Source organism: Arundinibacter roseus (assembly GCF_004348825.1).
GTDB classification, from domain to species: Bacteria; Bacteroidota; Bacteroidia; order Cytophagales; family Spirosomataceae; genus Arundinibacter; species Arundinibacter roseus.
Window position 1 is genome coordinate 466,472 of record NZ_SMJU01000001.1, and the last position, 25,013, is coordinate 491,484.

General features: G+C 44.9%; 19 protein-coding genes. All 19 read left to right on the plus strand.

Annotated features, from left to right (window positions below):
• Positions 1-2 precede the first annotated feature (2 nt).
• The 19 genes from EZE20_RS02095 to EZE20_RS02185 all read left to right on the plus strand — a co-directional run bounded on the left by EZE20_RS02095 (position 3) and on the right by EZE20_RS02185 (position 24,990).
• Positions 3-2,093: a DUF3883 domain-containing protein gene (locus EZE20_RS02095; RefSeq protein ID WP_132113959.1), complete on the plus strand. Its 2,091-nt coding sequence runs from the start codon at positions 3-5 to the stop codon at positions 2,091-2,093.
• A gap of 178 nt (positions 2,094-2,271) precedes the next feature.
• Positions 2,272-4,386, plus strand: a complete 2,115-nt coding sequence (locus EZE20_RS02100; protein WP_132113961.1) for a bi-domain-containing oxidoreductase — start codon at positions 2,272-2,274, stop codon at positions 4,384-4,386.
• A gap of 9 nt (positions 4,387-4,395) precedes the next feature.
• On the plus strand, positions 4,396-6,285 hold the full coding sequence (locus EZE20_RS02105) for a heparinase II/III family protein (protein WP_132113963.1): 1,890 nt from the start codon (positions 4,396-4,398) through the stop codon (positions 6,283-6,285).
• 12 nt (positions 6,286-6,297) lie between these two features.
• Positions 6,298-7,542 carry a glycosyltransferase family 4 protein gene (locus EZE20_RS02110; RefSeq protein WP_132113965.1) on the plus strand — a complete coding sequence of 415 codons (1,245 nt, stop codon included), beginning with the start codon at positions 6,298-6,300 and terminating at the stop codon, positions 7,540-7,542.
• Positions 7,543-7,593: 51 nt separating this feature from the next.
• Complete coding sequence (locus tag EZE20_RS02115; RefSeq protein WP_199879861.1) at positions 7,594-8,043, plus strand: methylglyoxal synthase; 450 nt, start codon at positions 7,594-7,596, stop codon at positions 8,041-8,043.
• A gap of 51 nt (positions 8,044-8,094) precedes the next feature.
• The gene (locus EZE20_RS02120; protein WP_132113969.1) at positions 8,095-8,709 is read left to right on the plus strand and encodes a thioredoxin family protein; all 615 of its coding nucleotides are present in this window, start codon (positions 8,095-8,097) and stop codon (positions 8,707-8,709) included.
• 37 nt (positions 8,710-8,746) lie between these two features.
• Positions 8,747-9,910, plus strand: coding sequence for a 4Fe-4S binding protein (locus EZE20_RS02125; protein ID WP_132113971.1), 1,164 nt, complete (start codon positions 8,747-8,749; stop codon positions 9,908-9,910).
• 39 nt (positions 9,911-9,949) lie between these two features.
• On the plus strand, positions 9,950-10,468 hold the full coding sequence (locus EZE20_RS02130) for an NADH-quinone oxidoreductase subunit J family protein (RefSeq protein ID WP_132113973.1): 519 nt from the start codon (positions 9,950-9,952) through the stop codon (positions 10,466-10,468).
• Positions 10,468-10,782 carry an NADH-quinone oxidoreductase subunit NuoK gene (gene nuoK, locus EZE20_RS02135; protein WP_132113975.1) on the plus strand — a complete coding sequence of 105 codons (315 nt, stop codon included), beginning with the start codon at positions 10,468-10,470 and terminating at the stop codon, positions 10,780-10,782. Before EZE20_RS02130 ends, nuoK begins: the two co-directional genes overlap by 1 nt.
• 45 nt (positions 10,783-10,827) lie before the next feature.
• Entirely contained in the window at positions 10,828-11,274 is a 447-nt protein-coding gene (locus EZE20_RS02140) for a DMT family transporter (protein WP_132113977.1), read from the plus strand.
• Between the two features lie 7 nt (positions 11,275-11,281).
• Positions 11,282-11,863 (plus strand): hypothetical protein, encoded by a 582-nt coding sequence (locus tag EZE20_RS02145; RefSeq protein WP_132113979.1) that lies wholly within the window; start codon positions 11,282-11,284, stop codon positions 11,861-11,863.
• Between the two features lie 102 nt (positions 11,864-11,965).
• On the plus strand, positions 11,966-13,627 hold the full coding sequence (gene gldG / locus EZE20_RS02150; protein ID WP_132113981.1) for a gliding motility-associated ABC transporter substrate-binding protein GldG: 1,662 nt from the start codon (positions 11,966-11,968) through the stop codon (positions 13,625-13,627).
• A 228-nt stretch (positions 13,628-13,855) separates the two neighbouring features.
• A complete protein-coding gene (gene dnaN, locus EZE20_RS02155; protein ID WP_132113983.1) occupies positions 13,856-14,980 on the plus strand; it encodes a DNA polymerase III subunit beta in 1,125 nt (374 codons plus the stop codon).
• A gap of 301 nt (positions 14,981-15,281) precedes the next feature.
• Positions 15,282-18,386, plus strand: coding sequence for a histidine kinase (locus tag EZE20_RS02160; RefSeq protein WP_132113985.1), 3,105 nt, complete (start codon positions 15,282-15,284; stop codon positions 18,384-18,386).
• 4 nt (positions 18,387-18,390) lie between these two features.
• Positions 18,391-19,179 (plus strand): LytR/AlgR family response regulator transcription factor, encoded by a 789-nt coding sequence (locus EZE20_RS02165; RefSeq protein ID WP_132113987.1) that lies wholly within the window; start codon positions 18,391-18,393, stop codon positions 19,177-19,179.
• A gap of 537 nt (positions 19,180-19,716) precedes the next feature.
• Positions 19,717-20,715 carry a TolB family protein gene (locus EZE20_RS02170; RefSeq protein ID WP_132113989.1) on the plus strand — a complete coding sequence of 333 codons (999 nt, stop codon included), beginning with the start codon at positions 19,717-19,719 and terminating at the stop codon, positions 20,713-20,715.
• Positions 20,716-20,789: 74 nt separating this feature from the next.
• A complete protein-coding gene (locus tag EZE20_RS02175) occupies positions 20,790-21,914 on the plus strand; it encodes an RCC1 domain-containing protein (RefSeq protein ID WP_132113991.1) in 1,125 nt (374 codons plus the stop codon).
• A 4-nt stretch (positions 21,915-21,918) separates the two neighbouring features.
• Positions 21,919-22,428: a hypothetical protein gene (locus EZE20_RS02180; protein WP_132113993.1), complete on the plus strand. Its 510-nt coding sequence runs from the start codon at positions 21,919-21,921 to the stop codon at positions 22,426-22,428.
• A 66-nt stretch (positions 22,429-22,494) separates the two neighbouring features.
• On the plus strand, positions 22,495-24,990 hold the full coding sequence (locus tag EZE20_RS02185; protein ID WP_165933386.1) for a BACON domain-containing protein: 2,496 nt from the start codon (positions 22,495-22,497) through the stop codon (positions 24,988-24,990).
• The last annotated feature ends 23 nt before the right edge of the window (positions 24,991-25,013 follow it).

Below are 25,013 nucleotides of genomic sequence, written 5' to 3' on the forward strand. Positions count from 1 at the left end.
TTATGTTTGCTAAAACCATTCGAGAAAAATTATTAAGTGAGGCTAAACAATCACCAGACCTTCTCTCAGATTTGGCTGGCTTGGAGAACTACATTGCTGAAAGCTATAATAATCGATCCTTTATAGAGCTTTTACAAAATGCAGATGACTCTGGTTCGACTAAGTTTAAGATACTCAAAGTTGGCGATCTACTATATGTCGCAAATAATGGCAGACTATTCAATGAATTAGACTTTGAGAGTCTGTGTAGAAGTGCTGCATCATCCAAAATCAGAACAAAGTCAATAGGTTATAGAGGTATAGGTTTCAAGTCAGTAGTAGGTTTTGCGCAGGAAATCCATATCATAAGTGGAGAACTTGAAGTAACCTTTTCAAAAGCCAGAACCCAAATAGAAATACCAAATGCAACAAGAGTACCATTGATAAGGGTTCCTCACTTTTTGTTAGAAGAAGACAAAATCAAATTAACAACAACCATTGAACAGCTACGAAATGAAGGGTTTACCACCATTTTTGTATTTACTGGCATCCAAAATAGTAAAATCGAAGCCGAGTTTGAAACTTTTAATTACCGATCTTTGATTTTTCTTCGCAATGTTACTTTTACAGACATCTCCATATCACAACCTAATATCACCTACGTAGTTAAAAATAAATTTTCAGATACTAAAACTAAGATTATAATTACCCAAAATGGTATTTCTTCTTCGTGGTTATTATCGGCAGTTAGCAAGTCTACTATTGCTTTCCAATATAAAAATGAGGAAGTGGTGAAAATACCGGGGAATGAAGCATTGGTTCATTCCTTCCTTCCTACTGAGGTTTCTAGTGGGCTCGGCGTACTATTAAACTGTGATTTTAGCACTGACCCATCAAGACGGCATCTTATATATGATGACCAGACTATTTCGTCGATTAAGGAATGTGCCTACCATATCATGGGTATAGTGAATGATTGCCTGAATACTCCTTCGCAGGATTCTGTGCAAATAATCAATGCACTGATCCCCTACAATGACCCAAGAACTCTCTTGCTCAAAGCTCGCTCCTTTGAAAAGTATTTACTTGAAGAGCTTCAACTTTGTAGTTTGAATACATTTGACTCCATTAGACTTCCACCTAGTTGGCTAAACCCTAAGGATTATTATTCAATTGTTGATAATAATTTCAAAACGTTTGAGTGGGCTTTCCTTCAACTGCAAGGCTTTAAATCATACTCTTTATATCTCGGCTCATCTGAAAGTCACCTAAACGACTTCAAAGAGTATATAAACAATACAGAAATAACCACTCTCGGGTGTGTCCAAATATCTAAGTATATATTTAAAATACTTATTTCCGGCAACCTAAGTAACAAAGAAGAACTTTCGGACATACGGGTAATTTACACCTCACAGGGAAGACTTTCGCTTATAGAGTTATCCTCGCCATTAGTACTTGATGAGCGTTATTTATCTCTGCTCCTTGAAAATGGAATTACTCAAAGTGACATAAAATACACTTTCTCCAAGTTTGTAGCTGATTTTAACTTTATAAATAATAAAAGTGGCATTGCTAATAATACACATACTAAAGTGCCTAATCCTGATTTGTTAGTTGATAAGAGTAAGCCATTAAATAAGATCGAAGCTAATTCGCAAAACTTAACTTATGGTGGAAACCAATCACGTTCCGAAGGGTTAAGTAATACTTATAAAAGTAAGCCGTTTACCAATGCTGCAAAATGGAGAAGTGCCGAAGAATTGACTCTTCTAGTCTTAAATGCATATGGCTATAATCTCGAAGACGTTAGCAAACAAAATATCGGGTACGATATTTCAGGTACTGATCCCAAAGGTAATCCAATTCAAATTGAAGTGAAATCAATCAATTTACCAGGTCAGAAGTTTAAGCTTACCAATAATGAGATCGCTGTGGCTCAGGAGAAACAAGATTCCTACAACGTAGCTGTAGTTCGCCAAATTAATCACACACTAGAAATTTGTCTTATACCAAACCCCATTAACAATTTGTCATTCAACAGGCAATGTGTTCAGTGGATATGGGAGTGCGACCACTATGATTATAACCCCGTCATTTTTAATATTGAATAATTCCCCTAATAGAGGTTTTACTTAGAACTCCCATCCACCCCATAAAACGAATCGCCCCCGCTGTTCGTTTTTTTTTATGTCTTCTATCGTAACTTGCGATTGCATTTACTTTTAAAACATATCCTTCACCAACAATCAGTTGACTTTATCAGGTAGAAAGGCAAAACCCCTGCTCGCTATGAAACAACTTATTCAAAATCTAAAAAATGGTCAGACCAGCCTGGAAGACGTACCCGCTCCGCAGGTGAAGCCGGGCACGGTGCTGATTCAGACACGCCGAAGCCTGGTGTCGCTCGGTACCGAACGCATGCTGGTGGAGTTCGGAAAAGCAAACCTGCTGGACAAGGCCCGTCAACAGCCCGATAAGGTAAAAATGGTGTTTGATAAAATCCGGACAGACGGCCTGAGGCCCACGCTGGAAGCCGTTTTTAGCAAACTGGATCAACCCCTGCCACTAGGCTACTGCAACGTCGGTACGGTACTGGCGGTGGGTGCAGGCATAACGGATCTGCACGTGGGCGACCGCGTTGCAAGCAACGGCCCGCATGCCGAGGTGGTGTGCGTGCCCCGCAACCTGGTGGCGTCGATCCCGGCAGAAGTATCGGACGACGAAGCCGCATTTACCGTCATTGGCGCCATTGGTTTGCAGGGCATTCGCCTGCTTAATCCTACCCTTGGCGAAACGATCGTGGTGGTGGGCCTGGGTCTCATTGGTTTATTGACTGCTCAAATGTTGCGGGCAAACGGCTGTCAGGTCATTGGTATTGACCTCGACGAAAGCAAATTGGCCCTTGCCCGGGCGGCGGGTATCAGCACCTGCAACCCCTCCGCCGGCGATGATCCGGTGCAGGTGGTCGAAAGCCTCACCCGGGGCGTTGGCGCAGATGGCGTGATTATTACCGCTTCGGCCAAAAGCAACGACATTATCTCACAAGCCGCCCGCATGTCGCGCAAGCGGGGTAAGATTGTGCTCGTGGGGGTGGTGGGATTAGACATTAGCCGGGCGGAGTTTTACGAAAAAGAACTTTCCTTTCAGGTATCCTGCTCTTACGGGCCGGGCCGCTACGACGACACCTACGAGCAAAAAGGGCAGGACTATCCGCTGCCGTTTGTACGCTGGACCGAAAATCGAAATTTTCAAACCGTGCTTCAACTGATTGCCTCCCGGCAACTTGACGTGCAACCACTCATTACGGAACGGGTGCCGCTGAGCGAGTACCACACCATCTATGACCAAATCGGCACGTCGCGAGCGATTGCGTCGCTGCTTGTGTACCCTGAGCAACTCGCCTCGCCGGGAGCGGTGCAGCATACGACCGCAACCTTTGACGGGCGTCGGGGCATTGCCGGGATCATAGGGGCCGGTAATTTCACCAAAATGACCTTGCTTCCTGCCCTGAAAGGATTTGAAATAAAATACATTGCCAGCGCAAACGGCCTCTCTGGAACAACCCTCGCCAAAAAGTTTTCGATTGCCAACAGCACTACTGACCCGCAGGAAATTCTTCGGGACCCGGAGGTTGACCTTGTGCTCATTACAACCCGACACCATCAGCACGGCACGTTTGTACTCGACGCGCTGCAGCACCGAAAACATGTTTTTGTAGAAAAACCGCTGACTATTTTTGAAGAAGAACTAGACGAAATTGAGCAGTTTTTTATTCAAAATAATCCTTCTTTATCGCTTACTGTCGGTTTCAATCGTCGGTTCTCGCCGCATGCCGTACAGATGAAAACGCTGCTTGGGAGCGCGCCCATGAACATTGTGGCTACCATGAACGCCGGCTTTATTCCGGCTAACTCGTGGGTACACGACCTGGCCGTGGGCGGTGGGCGGATTTTGGGCGAAGCCTGCCATTTTCTGGATTTGATTACCTATCTGACTGGAAGCAAACTAACGGCTGTTTGCATGAACGCAATGGGCACGCAGCCCGACCAAACCACCGACAACGCCAGTATTTTGGTTCGGTGCGAAAACGGCTCCACGGCAACGATTCACTATTTTTCCAACGGTAGCAAAGCCTATTCCAAAGAACGTGTGGAAGTGTATTCCCAAAACCGAACGCTGGTACTGGACAATTTTCGGCTCCTGACCGGGTATGGTTTTAAAGGATTTTCCAAATTAAAAACACAGCAGGACAAAGGGCATCGCAATCAGTTTCGGCAGCTGTTTGAATCCGTTCAGCAAGGTGGGGCAAGCCCGATTCCGCTGGCAGAAATTCTGAATGTTAGCCGGGCTACTTTTGCGGCTCTCAAAAGCCTGCAACGCAACGAGTGGGTAGAAATAAACTAAAAAAAAACGATGAGTTCTCGGGCAAAAGACATGATTCAGCTACTACGCAACATGGGCTTGCCCTACGTAGCATTTCGGATTCAGCACGAAATCCGTCGACGGTCGGGCTGGGCCAAAAAGAGATTTCCGGTCAATCCACCGGCTCAAACCTTCGGCTCACTGACGGAGTGGCGGGCGCTTCCAGTTGCCTTTTTTAAGCCTGTTCCTAAATTACCTTTGCCTCCTGCCGAACAAATTTTGCTCAAAAACAGAGTCAATGCCCAGCGTGAAGGCAAGGTTTTGTTTTTTAGCTCCCAAACTCATCCTGTCTCCGATTGGCTCACGCACCCGCTCACGGGCTTTCGCTACGAACCGACGACACATTGGTCAGAAGTCCCTGATTTTTCGCCCGAAGCCGGGGACATTAAGTATGTATGGGAAAAAGCCCGGTTCACGTTTTTGTATGATCTGATCCGGTATGACCATCATTTTCAGGAAGACCAATCAACGTTTGTTTTTGAAGAAATAAACAGCTGGATTTCTGCCAATCCGATCAACTGCGGCCCGCATTGGCGATGTAGTCAGGAGATTTCGCTTCGCCTGCTCAACTGGACTTTTGCGCTTCACTACTACCGCAACTCCCCTGCCCTCACGTCGGAGCGCTTTGACCAAATCATGCACAGCATGTACTGGCAGTTGCGGCATGTGGAAGACAACATTCAATTTTCGCGCAAGGCCGTGCGCAACAACCACGCCCTGACCGAAACCCTCACGCTGTATCTAATGGGGCTGCTCTTCCCCTTTTTTCCCGGAAGTGCTGCACGCAAAATCGCTGGTAAACGCTGGTTTGAACAGGAAATCGAGTATCAGATTTATGAAGACGGTACGTTTCTGCAATTTTCCATGAACTACCATCGGGTGGTCGTGCAGTTGCTTAGTTGGGGCATTTCGCTGGCGCATCTCAACCACGAGCGCTGGGCACCCGTGGTGTACGAGCGTGCGGAACGGTCGCTTCAATTTCTGCGGGCTTGCCAGGATTCGTATACCGGCTGGCTGCCCAACTACGGCAACAACGATGGCGCCTTGTTTTTCCCTTTAACGGCCTGTCATTTCCGTGATTTCCGGCCACAGCTCAATGCCCTTGCCGCTGCCCTTGACCAAACCTGCCCTGCGCAAACGGAACTTTGGGCCGAAGAAGCACAATGGCTGGGATTGCTGCCTCATGAAAGTGCCGAAACAGCACCTTTAGAAGGTTTTTTCACCTTTCCAAAGGGAGGTTATTCTGTATTCCGTGAAGGGCCCATGCTACTTTTTATGCGGTGTGGCTCCTATGCAGACCGCCCGTTTCAGGCAGATAATCTTCATCTGGATCTTTGGATGGATGGCGAGAATCTATTGCGCGATGCGGGCTCGTATCTATACAATACGGATGAAAAATGGACCCGGTATTTTGCCGGAACGGCCTCCCACAACACGGTCATGCTCGGGGATTTTGATCAAATGCGCAAAGGTCCGCGCTTCATTTGGTACGACTGGATTCGGGAAAGTAGCCTGTCGGGCTGGTTGGCAGACGGCGATAAGGCCGTGTGCGAAGAGCAATTTACGGGTTTTAGGGCCCTCGGGTCGGGAATCGTTCACCGCCGACGGGTGACAAAGAAAAATGGGGAATTTTCCTGGGTCATCGAAGATTGGCTCCTGAATGCTCCACCCGCCCTGCCGATGCATCAGCGGTGGCATCCGTCGGCGGTTTTTTTGAAAAAATATAGCTTGCGGGCTTTTGATAAAATGCATAAAGAAATTGCGGCTACTCAGGCCGAAGGTTGGTATTCGGAGAAATACGGTGAAAAAGAGCCTGCACCTCAAATCATTTTTACTACCTCTCAGCGCTATATCCGAACAGAAATAAGGCGAATTCCTTAACTTCGCCGCACTATGCGCATCCTTCTCATTCATCAGTTTTTTCTGGAAGATAACGACGGTGGCGGCTCCCGCTGGAACGAAATGAGCCGAATCTGGACTCAGGCCGGGCATGAGGTGACGGTCCTGGCTGGTATGGTCCACTACATGGGGCAACGCCCTGACCGATACAAAGGCCGCTATTTTCACAAAAGTACCAATCAGGATGGCGTACGGGTGATTCGCTGCCATGTTTCCGAAAGCTATAATTCAAGTTTCCTCGGAAGGCTTTGGGCCTACTTTTCGTTTACATGTTCCAGTAGCTGGGCCGGGCTTCGCTATGCAACCGATCGGTACGACTGCCTGGTGGTAACTTCCCCACCCTTGTTTGTGGGCATCACCGCCCTGCTGCTTTCGTGGGGAAAGCGCATTCCTTTTTTGTTTGAAGTCAGAGATTTGTGGCCCGAATCAGCTATCGCCACAGGCGTATTGACCAACCCAACGGTGATCCGGTTTGCTTATTGGTTTGAAGCGCTTGTGTATCGACGGGCCAAAACGATCAACGTACTGACGCCGGCCTTTCGGGACGCTTTACTGCAAAAACACGTACCTGAGGAGAAAATTATCTTCATACCCAATGCCGCCGATTTTGCGCTTTCAGAAGAACTTCTCACCACGTTTGATGTAGCTGCTTTTCGGCGTCAACATGCCCTGGATTCCAGGTTTGTTATCACGTATGTTGGCGCTCACGGGGTGGCCAATCACCTCGAACAAGTACTCGAAACCGCCGATCTGCTGCGCGATACCAACGTACTTTTTTTACTTATCGGGGACGGAATGAAGAAAAAAGAATTGATGCAACAGGCACAGGACATGAACCTTAGCAACGTGCGGTTCATAGATTCTGTACCCAAGCGGACGGTTTTTACCTATATTCTTGCCTCCCAAATGGGAGCTTCGGTTTTGAAAAAAACAGACACCTTCAAGACCGTTTATTCCAATAAAACATTTGATTATTTTTCGTGTAAAAAGCCCGTTTTGATGGCTATCGACGGTGTTTCACGGGAATTGGTCGAAACTGCCGAAGCCGGAATATTTGTAGAACCGGAAAATCCGCACGATTTTGCGCAAAAAATCCGCCTCTACCTGGCTCATCCCGAATGGCTGGCCCAGCAGGGCGAAAACGGCTATCAATATGCCCGCACGCACTTTGACCGTGACGTGCTGGCGCGTCAGTATCTGGCTCATCTGGAATCATGGGACGCTCGCAAAAGTCTTTAATTTTTCAAAAACAAAAAGAAGATTTTAACCAACCTTCAACGCTTCATTTCCATGCAACCACGCAAAATTCTTTCCCGCAAGCGAATTGCTCTGGTAGCTCACGACAACCGCAAAGCCGAGTTGATGGACTGGGCCTACTACAATCGCACCACCTTATCGAGGCATCAGCTCTATGGCACCGGAACCACCGGAAAAATGCTGGAAGAGGTTTTGGATCAATCAGTTACTAAACTTTTGAGCGGCCCACTCGGGGGTGATCAGCAAATTGGCGCAATGATTGCCGAAGAACGAATTGACCTTCTGATTTTTTTCTGGGACCCCATGGCGGCCCAACCCCACGATCCCGATATTAAAGCTTTGCTACGCCTATGCGTCGTATGGAATATCCCGATGGCATGCAACCGGGCTACGGCCGATTTTTTACTTACATCACCCCTGATGTACGAAGACTATGACGCCCGACAGGTTGATTATTCAGGATATTTGAAGCGAAAAATGTGAACTGAAAACCGATAGGCAAGGTTTTAGGTACTAACATTACTCGATTTGTCTATGAATGCTCCACAGACTCTTTTTTCTTCTAAAACAATCCGCCAAACGTATACATATACCGAATACCTCGCCCTGATGGATCAGGTGGTAGCACAAAAACAAACCACAGGCCCGAAACAATCGCCGGAACTAGCTGAGTATACCCGTCTGAATCAATACCGGATGCATCGCCTGGATAAAACTCTGGTGCTTGATCCGGTGTTGCAACAACTGGTGTTTCAAATTGCCACGCCACAAACCTGGTACGTACTTACCGAGGCCTGGTGTGGAGATGCCGCGCAAAATCTGCCCGTTATTGCCAAAGTAGCTCAGGTGAACCCAAACATAACACTAACCCTGCTGCTCCGCGACGAACACCCGGAGCTGATGGATGCCTATCTGACGCACGGTGGCCGGTCGATTCCTAAACTCATTGCGATGGACAACTCCGGACAGGAACTTTTTACCTGGGGACCGCGCCCACAGGCGTTGCAGGAGCTCGTGGAAGAGCATAAAAAGAATCCTGTCAAATCGTACCCGGAGTTTCTGGAAGATGTGCAGCGGTGGTACAATGCCGACAAAACGCAGTCGGTACAACTGGAATTGACCGAATTGTTGAAAACCATTTATGTGTAATAAACTACTACTTTTGTAGAGACAGTAGATTAATCAAATGCCTTCGAGCTATTTTCAACATATTGCCTCCGGGATCAAAACCACCCTCAAAGGCATGAGCCTGACGTTTCGCCATGCCTGGGCTGCCCGCAAACGCCGGATGCCGGGGGATGTACGGCTGCCTTCGTTTTTTGAGCAGGCCGATGGCATGGTCACGATTCAATACCCGCTGGAAACAATCCCAATTCCTGATAATGGCCGTTATCGATTGCACAATGAAATGGATGACTGTATTGTGTGCGATAAGTGCGCCAAGGTTTGTCCCGTAGACTGCATTGAAATTGAACCAATTAAGGCTATTGAAGAAGTAGGAAAAGCCTCCGATGGCTCGTCGATTCGGTTGTATGCGGCGAAGTTTGACATTGACATGGCCAAATGCTGCTATTGCGGACTTTGCACGACAGTTTGCCCTACGGAATGTCTGACGATGACCCGTACCTTTGATTATAGTGAGTTTGACGTTCGGGATATGGTGTACGAATTCGGGAACCTCACCTCAGCCGAAGCAGAAGAGAAAAAACGTCTGCTCGATCAGTTTCAAAAAGAAAAAGAAGCACTTAAAGTAACACAGGCTGCTCAGAAAGCAAGCGTTCCGACAGAAACTGCGGCGGCGCCGCGCCCGGCGTTCAGACCCGGCATGAAACCGAAAACAACGGCTGTTGCGCCAGAAGTAGAGACTCCGGCTGAGACTACGACCCCGGCGCCAAAACCCGAATTTAAACCGGGCATGAAACCAAAAACTGCCACAGAATCACAAGTCGAAAAAACAGCCGAACCGCAGCCCGTGACCGAAGAAAGCCCGAAACCCAAGGCGCCTTTTCGGCCTTCCATGAAACCCAAAACTGCCACAGAACCACAAGCCAAAAAAACAGCCGAACCGCAGCCCGTGACCGAAGAAAGCCCGAAACCGAAGGCACCTTTCCGGCCTTCAATGAAGCCGAAACCGGCCACAGAACCGGAGGCAGAAAAAGCAACTGAACCGCAGGCCGTTCCCGAAGAAAGCCCGAAACCAAAGGCACCTTTCCGGCCTTCAATGAAGCCAAAATCGGCCACAGAACCGGAGGCAGAAAAAGCAACTGAACCGCAGGCCGTTCCCGAAGAAAGTCCGAAACCGAAGGCACCTTTCCGGCCAACAATGAAACCGAAACCTCCTCGTGAGTAAACCTCTTTTTGTATAAATTAATCAAAAAAGTCCTTTCCATTGGAACTAGCCGTTTTCTATTTTTTTGCTTTTCTGGCGCTTGGGTCGGCAGTTTTTATACTTCTGACCAAAAATCTGATGTATGCAGCCTTTGCGCTGTTTCTTTCTTTGGTAGGCGTAGCTGGTTTGTTTGTACTTTCGGGAGCTGACTTTCTGGCTATTACGCAGCTCATGGTGTATGTCGGAGGAATTCTCGTACTAATCATTTTTGGTATCATGCTCACCCGAACGCCCGATAAAACGGATGATTCACAAAGCGCCAACCGCATTTTGCTCAACAGCCGCCGCCGATTTTGGGGCCTTACGCTCAGCATTTCTTTATTTCTGGTATTGATCGCCACGATTACCCAGGCTACGTTCCGGCTTAGTGGCATGCCTATCAAAAGCCGTTCTACAATCAAAACGTTGGGCGTAGAACTCATGACAAGCCACTTGTTGCCTTTTGAAATTGCCGGAATCCTGCTGTTGGTTGCCCTGATTGGTGCCGCTTACCTCGCCCTAAACCGAAGCCCATCCTGATGCAAACCCCAATTCCACTTTTTCATTTTCTGATCGTTGCAGCCGCACTATTCAGTATCGGGCTGGCCGTAGCTGTTACCAAGCGGAGCGTCATCGGGATTTTGATTGGGCTCGAACTGATGCTCAATGCCGTTAATCTAAACTTGATTGCATTTAGCCGCTATGATCCGGTTCTGCTGCGTGGCCAGTTATTTGCCCTTTTTGTAATCGTCGTTGCGGCTGCCGAAGTTACGGTAGCGCTCGCCCTCGTGCTGCGGGTATACCATCATTACGGCAGCATTGACCCCGACGAAATGAATCAGCTTAAACACTAAAAGTCAATCAAAACGGGTATACGCCATTAACATTTTTTCTTACTCATGAACTGGATTTTCCTTTTTATTGCGTTTCTGCTTGGGGTGGCCAACACCGCCCAATCGGGAATTAACTCTCAGCTACGGGTATCGCTCAATAATCCGATTCTGGCGGCAATCCTTTCCTTTATGAGCGGCCTGATCGTACTGATTGGAGCTTATGCCCTGTTCAATCAATCGGCCATTCCGACGTTGGATTCCTTTCGTCAAATAACCTGGTGGAAGTTTACCGGAGGACTTTTGGGGGCTTTTTATGTCGTATCGGTGATTTTTATTGTACAGGATCTGGGTCCGGCCAACATGCTCTGCCTGATTGTGGCCGGTCAGCTTATTTCTGCTCTGATAATTGATCACTATGGCTGGCTGGGATTTTCGGTTCATGCCATCAATCTCCCCCGAGTTTTGGGTAGTGTGCTGCTGATTTTGGGGGTTTATTTAATTCTGAAATATTAAGCAATAAATGGCGGAACCTATTCATTATCAGCTGTACCCTACCCTGCTCAATACCTTTGCGTACTTTCAAAAAGGGTACCTGAGTGAGCAGGAACTGCTGGATCGGATTAACCGCGTGCCAATACCCCAAACAGCGGCTCAGGCAAGGGGCGTTTCTTTTGAGGAAGCCGTAATTAAGGGGACGAACGAGGATGCGTTTGACGTTGACATTTTACAAAAAGCCCGAAAACTACTCCCCCGCCCCATGGTAGCTACGCAGGTGTACTGTCAGTTTCAGTTACAGAATGTACTGATTTATGGCTACGTAGATGTATTGGGAAAAACTTTGGCGGCAGATCTAAAAACAACCGCAAAGTATCACCCCGGGCGCTATGCAACCGATCACCAAAATTTTTACCTGCCTGCTCTGAGAGCCAAAGGCGTGCGTAATTTGCGGTATATTATTACTGATTTCAAGGAAGTTTATCAGGAAGACTATTCGCTGCAAACGGACTTATCCGTTCAGATTTCTCAACTTGAAGAATTTCGGCTTTTTCTGGAAAACCATCGGTCTGAAATCACCGATGCCAAAATCTTCCGAAAGTCCTAAACAAGCCTTTCTCAGGTTCATAACTGTCACAATCCGCTTAGGGAATACTACATTTGCCCTTCCTTTTTGTATTTTTGCCCCTCTATTGAGCGTTTAAGCTTCATGAAAAAAAGTATCCTGCGATTTTCCTTTCTTCTGATTGCCCTCGTCGGAATCAACTGGCTGAGCTCCTTTGTTGCACTCCGCTGGGACTTGACCGAAGATAAACGCTACACGATCTCCGACGCGAGTACCCAACTCATGGAAAGCCTGGATCGTAACGTGCACGTAACGGTCTACTTGTCAGGAGATTTCCCCCCCGGTTTTGAACGACTCGAAAAGGCGACCCGAGAAACACTTGACGAGTTTAAGGCTTCGTCGCGCGGACGGCTGACCTATCAGTTTATTGATCCGTCTGTGGCTACTTCGGAAGAAAAAAGACAACGTCAGTATCAGCAGCTGGTGGAAGCGGGCCTGGTACCAACCAATCTTTTTGCCAACGAGCAAGGCAAGCGCACCGAAAAAATCATCTTTCCGGGCGCACTAGTAGAAGTCGATACCCTGGCACTGCCGGTGCAGATTTTGAAAGGAAATAAGAGCGGTACTCCCGAAGAAAAACTCAATCAATCGTACGAAAATATCGAGTTTGAAATGGCATCAGCTATTCGGCAGCTTTTGCCCACAGACCGAAAAAAAATAGGATTGGTGGTAAGCCACACAAGCAGTTCTCCGGCGCTTTTTTCGGATTTGGTAGCCACTTTGCAGCTTAAATACGATGTATTTCTGGATGTCAATAACCCTGAGACATACGACGGCCTCGATGCACTACTGCTGTTAAAACCCGATCAGCCATTTACCGAAGAAGAAAAATACAAGCTCGATCAGTTTGTGGTTAATGGTGGAAAAGCGCTCTTCTTTACCGATGGTGCCCGCATCGACAGCGTTGGACTGGATGGTACCTATGCCCAACCGCTGGATCTTAATCTGGGCGATTTGTTTTTTAAATGGGGACTCCGGGTCAATGCGAATCTGGTGAAAGATCTGAATTGTGCACCTATTGTACTAAACGTAGGCGCTATGGGCGACGAGCCGCAACTCAAACCCCTGCCCTGGCGTTTTTATCCGTTGCTCAACCGCTTTGGCGCACACCCGATTGTCCGAAACATAGACGCCGTGTACACCCGCTTTTTAAGCTCCATTGATACCGTGGGTAGTGAGGCTGGCTTACTCAAAACTCCTTTGCTAATGACCTCACCTTATACCCGAACGCTGACGGCCCCCGCGATGGTAAGCTACAATGAAGCCCGTCAACAGCCCGATCCGGCTGATTATCAGGGAGGTGAAAAATTGGCCGCTGTGCTGCTGGAAGGCACTTTTACCTCCCTATTTCAAAACCGACTGCTACCGCAGGATCCACGACGGGCAAACTTTCAGGCCTCCGGCACTGACGGAAAAGTGGTCGTCGTTGCGGATGGAGATGTCGTTCTCAACGACTTTGACTACCGCCGGAACACCCCTTTTCCGCTTGGCTATGACCGCATTACGCAAAATATATTTGGCAATAAAGACTTCATCCTGCATGCCCTGGATTATATGCTCGAACCCGAAGGTCTGATTCAGGCACGCTCCCGACAGATTAGCATACGCATGTTGGACAAAATCAGGATTCAGGAAGAGGGCACACCCTGGCAACTACTAAACATGCTCGTGCCGGTAGGACTTGTCGGACTTTTCGGGGCCATAAGATATGGGCTCCGGCGGCGAAAATTCGGAAAGCAAGCGTGATGGGTTCGTTATTTTTCTTACTTTTGTTTTTTACAGAGCATTTCTCTAAAAAGGTACATAAGAGTCAATTTTTGTTCTCTATTCTACCTGAAAACAATTATCATAAAACCTTTGTAATCAACGGGTACAGGTTACAGCCCTCGCTTTTCAACAGCCGGGCCTGTACATAAATCTGCCGTAGATTGCATCTAAAATAGTACAGTCATTTTTTAAAAGCTACCAACTCCTATGAAGTTTGTTGTATCCTCTTCGGTGCTCCTGAAGCAGCTATCGGCCATAAACGGAGTCGTTTCGACTAACCCCATCGTGCCCATATTAGAAAATTTTCTGTTCAGGTTAGAGGGAAACATCCTGACCGTAACAGCCTCTGATTTACAGACTGTTATGATTACAGAAATTGAAGTTGAAGGAGGCGACAAAGGCGCAATAGCCGTTCCGGCGAAGCTTCTCCTCGATACACTGCGCGGCCTTCCCGAGCAGCCCATTACCTTTAATGTTGACGAAGAGACATTTGGTACCGAAATCGTGTCGGACAATGGCCGATATAAGCTTTCGGGCGAAAACCCCATTGATTTTCCAAAAACACCAACCGTAAACCGGGGACAAGCCGTTGATTTTTCTTCGGCTTCACTCGGAACCGCGATTGCCAATACTATTTTTGCCACGAGCACGGATGACCTTCGCCCGGCTATGACGGGAGTTTTTGTGCAAATCGGCACCGAAAACGCAACGTTTGTGGCTACCGACGGACACCGGCTCGTGCGGTATCGCCGCACCGATATTCAATCGAGCGCTGATACGTCAATGATTATTCAGCGCAAGGCGCTCAATCTGCTCAAATCGTGTTTGCCTTCCGACGATGTTCCGTTGAAAGCTGAATTTACAGCATCTAATGCTTTTTTTAGTTTCAACAACATCCGGATGATTTGTCGCCTGATCGACGAGCGCTTCCCGGATTATGAAAATGCAATTCCGACCAATAACCCCAATACGCTGACGATCAACCGGATGGAGATGCTCAATTCGTTGAAACGGATTTCGATTTACTCCAACCGCACGACGCATCAGGTACGGCTCAAAATGACGCTGAACGATCTGTCGATTTCAGCCGAAGATTTGGACTATTCCAACGAAGCCAACGAAAAACTCATGTGTGAGTACAATGGCGACCCGATGGAAATAGGCTTTAATGCTAAATTTTTGATAGAAATTTTGAGCAATCTGGTCAGTAAAAATGTAACCTTTGAACTCTCTGCTCCAAATCGTGCCGGACTCATCATTCCGGTAGAACAGGAAGAAAACGAGGATATTTTGATGCTTGTGATGCCGGTGATGCTAAATACGTATGCCTGATAATTTGGCTAATTTTAGGTTAGTTTTTTCTATGATATAGCCTCGATTTTTACCACTGAGTTTCGATTGTGGTGCTGCGAAATGAAAATTAATTTTCATTTCGCAGCACCACTTTTTTTTTCAAAAAGCATCAAATTTTAGTAACCTTTTATTTTAAATGTTTTACTAAAATAGTGCTCTTACTTGTTACCTGAATAGGTAAAATAGAGTCCTACACACTTTTAGCCAGCATATAGAGATTGGCTTTGCATGTATGGAATAGTTCTTTCTTTGCACGCATTTAAATAAATCAACCCTCCACATGATCCATTTAGATATGCATCGAATTTTATGTTTGCTCTCTATTGCAGTATTTCTTTCGATAGGTGATAGCTTCGCCCAAAAGTATCCCATCGTTCAATATACCCCCAAGGACGGTCTCTCCCAAAGTCAGGTAATGAGCCTTTTTCAGGACAGCCGGGGCTATATTTGGGTAGGTACCAAGTATGGATTCAATAAGTTCAATGGCGAAACTTTTGAGCAGTATCCCCCTGATTACAAACACTTTACTACTCAGATAGGCGCATTTGCAGAAGATAGCAAAGGTCATCTGTATATTCAATCAGATCCAGGAGTTCTAAGCTACTTTGATGGCAAAAACTTCGCTCGTATAGGTGCGGAATGGCAGATGTACCACAACCTAAGCATAGATGATCAGGACCGCATCTTTTGCGTCAACGACGAGGGCACCCTTTATACAGTAGATGCAGATACTTTGGTAGCAGCCGATTGGCCTTCGCTCGAAAACCAAAAAGTAAAGTATATCTTTTACGACAAGAGCAGCCGGTCACTTATTGGGCATATAGATTCCGTGGGGCTTGCACGCATCAGCCCTCAACGGTACGAACTCATTGACCCCATTTTTGAAACAAGAAATAAATCCTTTGATGAAAAAAGTTTCTTGTGGAAGTATGCCCCTAATGATCAGTCTGTCATAGAAGAGCTATCATCAGGCCAATATACCTTCTATGTGCAGGTAAATGGCAAAGAGTGGCTGCCGTTCTTACGTACCAAAGGCAACCGCTGTGAGGTGCTGCGCAAGGTGCCTTTCGACTGGATTTTTGGATTTCAATCCCAAACCTACCTGCTCGAATCCAATACGTCAAACTTCATCTCCCTGTTTCCGGCAGTTCTAAATGACAATCAAAGTGTCCTTTACACCCCTCAGGGGGCCTGGTTCGGCACGGAGAAAGGACTCGTACATGTCTTGCTCAATGGCTTTCGGTACTTCCCTGAAAACGAGGTGCCTTACGCATGGTCGGTGGTAGAAGACGCCAAAAAAGATATATGGATAGCGAGCTATGGCTACCCTCTTCAACGGTACAATGGCCAACGCCTGCATCCTGTGAAAGGCTATCAGGAGGTTATGCGGCAAGAAATGTGGAAAGCACAAAAATTTATCAGTCGGCATAGCGTCCATTACATGTGGTACTATCAGGCGCTGCGCGATAAGCTCGGACACTTGTGGCTACCGGAAGGAGGGGGAGTTTTATGGCATGATGGTAAAAAGTTTGAATTTATCACGCGTTCCATTCCTGCTATCAGTGCTCCAACGTCCATTGCTTTTTGCCTGCTCGAGGACCCTGACCGCAACCTCGTGCTGCAAGGCAGCCAAACTGCGGTCCATATTTTTGAAAATCGGCCGCCCTTCCGCAGCCGCAGCCTTACCCCCAAAGAAGGCATGAACGTAGAAGGTTATGTATTGAGCATGGCCCTGGAAAAGCCCGGGGTATACTGGTTTGGGGGCTGCAATATGATTAGCCGCTACGATGACAACATAAAGCAATGGAAAGAGTATAGCGCTGAAAATCAAAAATATACTGGAAGCTGCACAGGAGCTATGAGCTTCGATACGCATGGAACGCTTTGGCTTGCCACGATACGGGGCGGCCTGATGTATTTGGATAGCCGCCGCGACAGCACCCGCACACTGCCATCGGGTGTACCAGAGCTCGAAGGGAATACGTTCATTAACTCTGTGGCGCTCCTGGACGATGATCACCTGCTCATTGGGGCTATGTATAACTTGTACGTGCTGGATCTGAAAGCCTGGTATGAAAGCCGTAAAGTGGTGTTGAAAAGCTACAATCATCGCAATGGTTTTATGGGTATAGAGACCGGCCAAAACGGAATTTATAAAGATAGTCAGGGAAAAATGTGGGTTACCTCAGGTACAGTGCTGTCGGTGATAGATCCCAAAAAACTCAATCTCAAACCACAGCTTTCGCAAACATACATTACCAAACTCAACCGACAGCCGGTACCTTTTGTCCAATTTGCGCGCGACAGCGTGTTTCAGTTGCCCTTTGGCACCAATACTTTCCGGGTAGACTTCGAGTCGGTGGGCGGCGATAAGCCCTTTCGGTCGCAGTATAGTTATTATGTAGAAGGCCACAGCGAACAGTGGTCGGCCTGGCAGAAAGAGCCCTTCGTCACACTTTCTAATCTGCCGTCAGGTACGTACAAGTTGCTGGTCAAATCACGCATGGGAAGTTCTGATGGTAGCGATAGCCCGGCGGCAGCGCTGCGTTTTGGAGTAAAGGTTTGGCCGTGGAAGTCGCCTTATGTGCCTTACTATGCAGCAGGTCTGATGCTTTTGCTGGGGAGTGTAGCAGGTTGGTACCTCCTGCGGCAACAGAAACAGCTGTTGCAGGAACAACAGCGCAGCATGGAGCAGGAACAAAAAAATACCCAACAAACCTACGATCTCAAATTACTGGAACTCCAAACGGCACAGGCCCAAATAAATCCGCACTTTATTTACAATGTGCTGAATACCATGAAAAATCTGGTGTACGAAGGCAAAATACGGCTCATGATTGACTCTATCGTCAATTTGGGCGATTTGATGCGTAGCTATCTGTCGGCTTCTATGAGCTTGGATGGCACCCGCCAATCCTTAGCGGAAAGCCTGATTACGCTCGAACAGGAAATAAAACTACTCAAAATGTATATTGAGTTTGAGCAATTGGTGTATCCCAATCGCTTCCATGTACTTTTTGAGGTTTCGGAGGAGCTACCCGTAGACTACATACAAGTTCCGCCCATGATTATTCAGCCCTTTGTTGAAAACGCCATTAATAAAGGCTTATTCCCGCTAACAGGCAATGGCACTTTGACCGTGCGTTTTTGGCAGGAAACCGACGAAACGCTGGTATGTCAGGTAGAAGACGACGGTATAGGCCGGGAGGCATCGCGGCAGATGCAGGCCACTGTGCTACAGGCCCATCGCTCTGCCGGAACCAAACTTGTAGAAGCCCGCGCTGAGGCATGTCGTTCCTTAGGATATCTTATAGATGTTCAAATAGCTGACAATGTACCACATGGAACCATTATAACCATAAAATTCCAGGATCTGGATTCTTAAACCAATGAAAAAACTCCGTACCATTGTAGCCGATGACAGTGAACCGCAACTCAAAACGCTCTGCCATGAACTGGAAGAGTTCTGCCCGCAAGTGCAGATTGTTGCCAAAACGCTCACCCTTAGCGCCACCTACGAAGCCATCAAAACTTTTGAGCCCGATTTGCTGGTACTTGATGTAGAGTTTCATGCCGAAAGCGGAACGGCCTTTAATCTCATCGAGAGGTTACAAATCGAAGGCGACATTCAGTTCCTGCTTATATTTGTTTCGGGTCATGCGCGCGAAAAAAACTATGCAACCCTTGCTGCCGACTATTCGGCGTTACAATGCCTCCAAAAACCCGTAAGCCCACAGAAGCTTCAGAAAGCTGTTGAACTGGCAGAGGCGTGGTTTGGCTATCAGGGAAATCAGGAGGTTTACAATCAGCAAATCAAATCGATGATGGATTTGCTTCGAACCAAAGATTTCAGGAAGCCCTTTTTTATTAAAAGTATACGAAATCAGTGGATAAGCCTTGATCCGGAAGAAGTGCTCTATCTTGAATCTGACGGCAAACAGACCATTTTTTTCCTGACTCAGGATCGCAAAGCGATAGGCATGGAGTCGATTGGGGACTATGAATACCTCACCGAAAACTACTCCTTCGTTCGCATACATCAGAGCTATATCGTCAATCTTGACAACGTAAGCCTGTTTCATTCGCAGGAAAGATATTTGAAAATGAAGAACGGGAAAATTATCAATACTTCCCGTTCGGGCGCTTCCTTACTACGTGTCCGCTTCTCGCAGCGATGAGTCTAATCCAAAAAATGACCAAATATTCCAAAAAACTACCACTTATGCCGGAGACTCAGGAAAAGTAACAGGAAAAAACTAAACTTGTGTTTGTGAGTATATTTTGTCCTTTACACACAGGATGATAACCTCATAAACTTTCTAACTTGCTACCTTTCAGCTGCATGCGAAGTAGCAAATAAACTCACGTTATGAAAAAGGAATACCTCTGACTGACTCAAAATAATGAGCCGGAAAGGCATCTATGTTGCACCCTTAATTGACGTCCACTGCGCAGAAAACAGTTAGCATAGAAAGAGAATATTCCGAATAGCTATACACATTTATAATTAGACTCTGACCGCATTTCTATTTATAGTAAAAAAAATAATTTTTTTTACTATAAAACATGTGATTCAAATTAATAATAAACGATAATAAAAGCAATATCTAGTACTTTAATTCCTGATTATTTAGTTATAAAATATTAGGCATTAAATACTTGTAAAATCTTGAACCAAATAAACAATTATTACCATAACAAATACCCCCCGAACTATGAAATCGTTACCAAAATTATTAAGTGGATTTTTTTTACTAAGCACAGTTGTAATAGAAGGCTGTAAAACAGCAGCACCCATCCTTACACTCCCAACAGCACCTGGAACTACATCTAATGCTGAAAGTTTAACGCGAGAAACAAATGAACCTAGTCAGGAATTTTATCCAAAAGTGAGTCCTGATGGAAAATACCTATTATACTTTGCCGCAGAAACAGAGAGAGTTGAGGTTCAAAGTAATCCAAATAGTGGTTATTTTACAAAGCTATTTGAACAATCAACAGCTCCATCAAAAGTAAAAGCATCAGGCACTATTGTAAAGAAAGAAATTGGCTCACAAATAAGAAGTCCTTTGATTCAGGATGCCAAGGATGCTATATGGTTGCCCGATGGATCCGGAGTTATTTTTTCGTACAGGAAACCAGCCCAACCTGTTATTGTAAAGACAAATATTAATGGAGTAGGCTTGAACTATGTTTCACAGGGTGCAATGGGTTCAAATGATTCAGAGCCAAATGTAACAAAGGATGGCAGTAAAGTGATATTTAATACTTTGGTGGGAAGTAGTAAAATGATATGTTCAATGAGTATAAATGGAGGAAGTTTTACCGTCCTGACAGAAGGTGAACACGTCTCGATAAATCCACTCAATAGTGACCAGATTATCTATAATCTAACAGTAAATGGAAGAACTCAAATATTTACAATGAACTTAAGGTCTGGCCAAAAAACACAGTTAACATCGGGAGAATTTGATTGTCGTGATGGGGCATTTTCAAATGATGGTAACTGGCTGGCATACAGTTCGAACCAGGAAAGTCCAAATACAAATAAATATCATATTTATATGATGAAAACGGATGGAACGGATGTGAGACAACTTACACAGGGAAGTACAAATGAAGGTGACCCCTGTTGGAGTCCAGATAATTGGGTTTTCTTCTATTCAAATGCTGCCAGTAATTATAACATCTGGAAGGTCAAGCCAAGGTTTTAAAATTCACCAAGCTGGAGAAGATATAGATTCTCCAGCTTAATTTTATTTATGACTAAATTTAACTGGTATTACTTATGATCTTTCGAGAGGTATGTTTTCCAAAATTAATATCTTTATTAATTATAATTATTTTCAATAATGCTTGTAATCAAGGAACGACAGATAATCTAATACCTAATGATAAGTTTCTTATTAATGAAGACCCAAACGGATACTCTCTATACGGATTTGGGGAAAATCAAGTCAACGAGTTTGGAAATACAACTTTAGGGTTTTTCAATAAATCTAAATTCCTAACTTCTAATGTAATAAAAGTACTTACTTATGGCAATTCGACAGCGATAATAAAATCTGATAGTAGCTTTTGGATTTCTGAAAATGCTGAATTTAAAAAACTTATTGAAAAGGTTAAAGATGCAGCTATCAGCTCAACTAATATTTATTTCATAGATATCCAAAATAAGCTATATGGACTAGGATCAAATAGTAGGGGGCAGCTAGGCAGGGATAATTATGGAGGTAATTTTTCTAACCCAAAATATATAGATTCAGATGTAATTTCCGTTTCAGCTGGACTAGATTATCTCATGTATATTAAAGATGATTTTACATTATGGGGTCTTGGAGATAATTTTGGTAATCAAATTCACCCGGAATTTGTTGCAGATTTTATCTACCCTCAAAAGGTTATGGAAAATATTAAGAAAGTTCGTTGTAGTAATTACCTTACATTATTCCTAGATAAGAACAATAATATGTATGGAGTGGGAGATAATTATAATAATAGGTTTGGGATTAAAGATATGAAAGATAATAGTTCAATTAAGGAGCCATTTTTGATTAAAGGTGATATTAATAATTTTGCCATTGGAGACGGATTTTTATTGTTTGTAGATAATAAGGGAATATTATATGGATGTGGAATAAACAGTCATGGGCAACTAAACTCAAAACCTAGTGAACACTACTACAGAGAACCAATAAGTCCTAAAATAATAACTGAAAATGTTGCAAATATTGCAGCAGGTAATTCTCATTCTCTTGTATTAAAAAAGGATGGTTCATTATGGTCATGTGGAAAAAATTCAAGTGGACAACTAGGAGATGGCACTTTTTTTCAAAGCAATAAATTGATCAGAATTGATTCAAAAGTGAAAAATATATTTTCTTCATCTGAGCATAGTCTCATTTTAAAATAAAGAGATGAAATCACTAAAACTATTTCTGTTTATAATTTTGGGAATAACAATTATATCATGTTCAAAGCTGAATGATATAACTCCCAAAAATTTTATCAAAATAGATAAAGACACATATAGAGTCAAGACCGGTCTGTTTGAAGATTTTGGATATGATTCTAAGTATAAAGAGTATAATATGGAATTTGCTCTATCAAGTTTAAACCTTAGTGAGATTAATAGTTGTAATGGTGATTGTGATGCAGCAGTTATTTCCTTGGATGTATATGGAGATAGTAAGATTTTATCAAATGCTATTTATGAAATCGATGGTTTAAATCAAAAATATGCAACGGTTATAGTAGAATCTGTCAAGAGAGGTCGTGGATCTCACGACTTTAGAGTTACATCTGGTACTGTTGAGATAATAGGAAATTCTATTCCCGATTTAACAATTAAAATTAACGGTTTGGGAATGAAGGGAGAGATGATATCAGCAGTATACAAAGGGAATTTCATAAAGGCGGAATTATAGTTTTGATTCAATTTTTTCATCATCCTGTGGTAGATATTTATTATGAGAAATCTGCTTTTCTTATTCTTGGCACTCGCTCTCACACCAGCATTTTCCCAAACGCCTGGCTGGCAAAGCTTCGCCTTGAATGCTCCCGCCGGTGATCTGGTCGATTTTGATTTTGATAAGGATGGGAAAATATGGCTCATAAGTCGAAGAGGTACAGGTGGTTTAATGATGTTTGATGGCAAGAAAGTGACCCAATACTCCATTACTGATCAAGCCCTTAGAAATGAAAATTTTAGATCCATAGCCGTGGACGATGCGGGTAATAAATGGATAACTACTTATGACAAATTATTACAGTTTGATGCCAAAAATACCTTGTTTGTTAATTACATCACTTTTACTAGTACTGCAAAGAACCTAGGATTGACTTCTGCTGAAAGTAGTAATGGAATTACCTGGGTACATGACAGTAACTCAGGAGGTTTGCTTCGCATTGAGAAAGGCGTGATTGTCAGGCATTCCTATCAGAGTATTATTGAAAAGATAAAAAGCAAGGCAAATATTTCTCAAAATGGAGATATCGAATTAGTGTTATTGCGAGAAAATCCAACATTAAAACTTGATAAAGCAGGAAGAATTTTCTTAACGTTTGCTGAATGGCGAAGTACTGGATTTTGTTTTTATGATGGCAAAGACATCACAATTATTCAGCAAACGGATGAAGAAAAATTAGGTAATCTATTGAATGCGTCCTATAATGCCGCACTTACTCAGGGTAAAGCTGATACCGTTTTTTTAAGGTCTGAGGGTGGGGCAAGGGTATATTTTGGCGAACTTACCAGAGAGAGTATATTCGATCAAAGCGGTTGTGTGTGGACTGCGGGTAGTGGCAACAGGCCACTGCTGTTACACCTTTGCTCAGGCTCATCCAAACTCTACTCATCCCTCATTAAGAACTTCCCCTCTCACCGCTTATTTGAAGAATATAGAGAAGATAGGCCCACTAGCTTTCTAATAGATGGAAAGAACCGTCCGCTTGTTTTTTATGGAGGAAAACTTGCGCACCTGGTCGATCAAAAATGGCACGTCTTCGACAGTTCCAATAGCCCCATACCTGACCAGTATTCAATTATCAAAAAGAAAATTGCACCCGATGGTAGCTTATGGATGTTGTCTTCCAATACCTTGACAAGGTATTCTACCACGGAACAACCCGATTATCTACTTAACGTATCACCCGATCTGATAAATCCAATTCCGAGAACAGGCGGAACCTATGTACTTACGGTAAAATCCAATGTAAGTTGGAAAGTTTCTTTTGAAGGATACTTAAATGCAAAGGTAAGCCCCACCGAGGGAAAAGGCGATGGCAAAATAACGGTTACAATTGATCCTCGCGCGAGCATACTTGAACAGCGCTTTCCAGTAGAATTCGGAATGGTGTCTATTATAGGACAAGGCCAAATCGCCGAAACTGTTCTCCGCATGACCAATCAGGCCCCGGCGATTTTTGTCACTTCCAGCATTCCCTCGCCCGTACCCGATGCAGGAGGAACCTACAATATAGCCGTCTCCTCTCAAACCAATTGGGAGAGCAGTAGTGCGGATAATTGGATTACGCTTGACACCAAGAGCGGAACCGGCAATAAGTCCATTGAAGTAAAAGTAGCTGATAACCCCACGTCAGTCGAGCGCACAGGTAAGATTACCGTTAGTGCCAAAGGTGAAACAAAGGACCTGCTTGTGACCCAATCAGGTAAGCAATTCAAAATATCGTTTTCAGCAACTACCATTCCTAACCCCGTACCAGAGCTGGGCGGTACGTATAGGCTGGATGTTGCGGCGAATACTCCCTGGGAAATTGTAAGTTCAGATAGTTGGCTGGTACTGGATACGAAAAGCGGGACGGGCAACAAGCCTATTGAGGTGAAAGTAGCTGTTAACCCAACCTTTACAGATCGAACGGCAAAAATTACGTTAACCTCCAAATATGATGTCAGGATAGTAAATATAAGGCAGTTAGGAAAAGTTGCCACTATTGATTTTTTTGGAAATATACCCAGGCCTTTTCCAGGTGAGGGTGGGAAGTACGAGATAATAGTAGATGCCAATAGCGACTGGAAGGTAACGACCCTATCCAACTGGATGAAGTTCACGCCTATGTCTGGCCCGAGCGGTAAAACTACGGTAAGCCTGGAAATCCTTATGAACCCCAGTACAACCCAAAGCCGGAAGGGTGGATTTGGAGTCACTCCTACTGGCGCAATGGGGGAGACATTTGTGACCCTGGAACAAGGAAAACTCATTGTCACGGCCCTCGAACCGGATGCTGCCAACGAGCGGTACAAGGTTTATCCAAATCCGGTCGGTAATGAGTTGACGATAGAAATCAACACCCTACGTCCTGATATTCGGTGGAACATTTACGACATGAACGGGCAGGCTGTGCAGTCAGGTTCGGTAGAAAGTACTAAGACCACTATTAATACCCAAAAACTTCCGGCTGGAGCCTATGTGCTATCTATGAGCCATGAGAATGAGATAATGCGGAGCGTGCGGGTAGTGAAAGAGTGAACAAACGAAGCGGAATTTGAAGC

Excerpts from the sequence above, each read along its gene's own strand:
- EZE20_RS02170 (WP_132113989.1), top strand. The coding sequence starts at position 19,717 with ATGAAATCGTTACCAAAATTATTAAGTGGATTTTTTTTACTAAGCACA.
- EZE20_RS02125 (WP_132113971.1), top strand. The coding sequence starts at position 8,747 with ATGCCTTCGAGCTATTTTCAACATATTGCCTCCGGGATCAAAACCACC.
- dnaN (WP_132113983.1), top strand. The coding sequence starts at position 13,856 with ATGAAGTTTGTTGTATCCTCTTCGGTGCTCCTGAAGCAGCTATCGGCC.
- EZE20_RS02110 (WP_132113965.1), top strand. The coding sequence starts at position 6,298 with ATGCGCATCCTTCTCATTCATCAGTTTTTTCTGGAAGATAACGACGGT.
- EZE20_RS02175 (WP_132113991.1), top strand. The coding sequence starts at position 20,790 with ATGATCTTTCGAGAGGTATGTTTTCCAAAATTAATATCTTTATTAATT.
- EZE20_RS02145 (WP_132113979.1), top strand. The coding sequence starts at position 11,282 with ATGGCGGAACCTATTCATTATCAGCTGTACCCTACCCTGCTCAATACC.
- gldG (WP_132113981.1), top strand. The coding sequence starts at position 11,966 with ATGAAAAAAAGTATCCTGCGATTTTCCTTTCTTCTGATTGCCCTCGTC.
- EZE20_RS02180 (WP_132113993.1), top strand. The coding sequence starts at position 21,919 with ATGAAATCACTAAAACTATTTCTGTTTATAATTTTGGGAATAACAATT.
- EZE20_RS02140 (WP_132113977.1), top strand. The coding sequence starts at position 10,828 with ATGAACTGGATTTTCCTTTTTATTGCGTTTCTGCTTGGGGTGGCCAAC.
- EZE20_RS02105 (WP_132113963.1), top strand. The coding sequence starts at position 4,396 with ATGAGTTCTCGGGCAAAAGACATGATTCAGCTACTACGCAACATGGGC.
- EZE20_RS02100 (WP_132113961.1), top strand. The coding sequence starts at position 2,272 with ATGAAACAACTTATTCAAAATCTAAAAAATGGTCAGACCAGCCTGGAA.
- EZE20_RS02160 (WP_132113985.1), top strand. The coding sequence starts at position 15,282 with ATGATCCATTTAGATATGCATCGAATTTTATGTTTGCTCTCTATTGCA.
- EZE20_RS02120 (WP_132113969.1), top strand. The coding sequence starts at position 8,095 with ATGAATGCTCCACAGACTCTTTTTTCTTCTAAAACAATCCGCCAAACG.
- nuoK (WP_132113975.1), top strand. The coding sequence starts at position 10,468 with ATGCAAACCCCAATTCCACTTTTTCATTTTCTGATCGTTGCAGCCGCA.
- EZE20_RS02095 (WP_132113959.1), top strand. The coding sequence starts at position 3 with ATGTTTGCTAAAACCATTCGAGAAAAATTATTAAGTGAGGCTAAACAA.
- EZE20_RS02165 (WP_132113987.1), top strand. The coding sequence starts at position 18,391 with ATGAAAAAACTCCGTACCATTGTAGCCGATGACAGTGAACCGCAACTC.
- EZE20_RS02115 (WP_199879861.1), top strand. The coding sequence starts at position 7,594 with ATGCAACCACGCAAAATTCTTTCCCGCAAGCGAATTGCTCTGGTAGCT.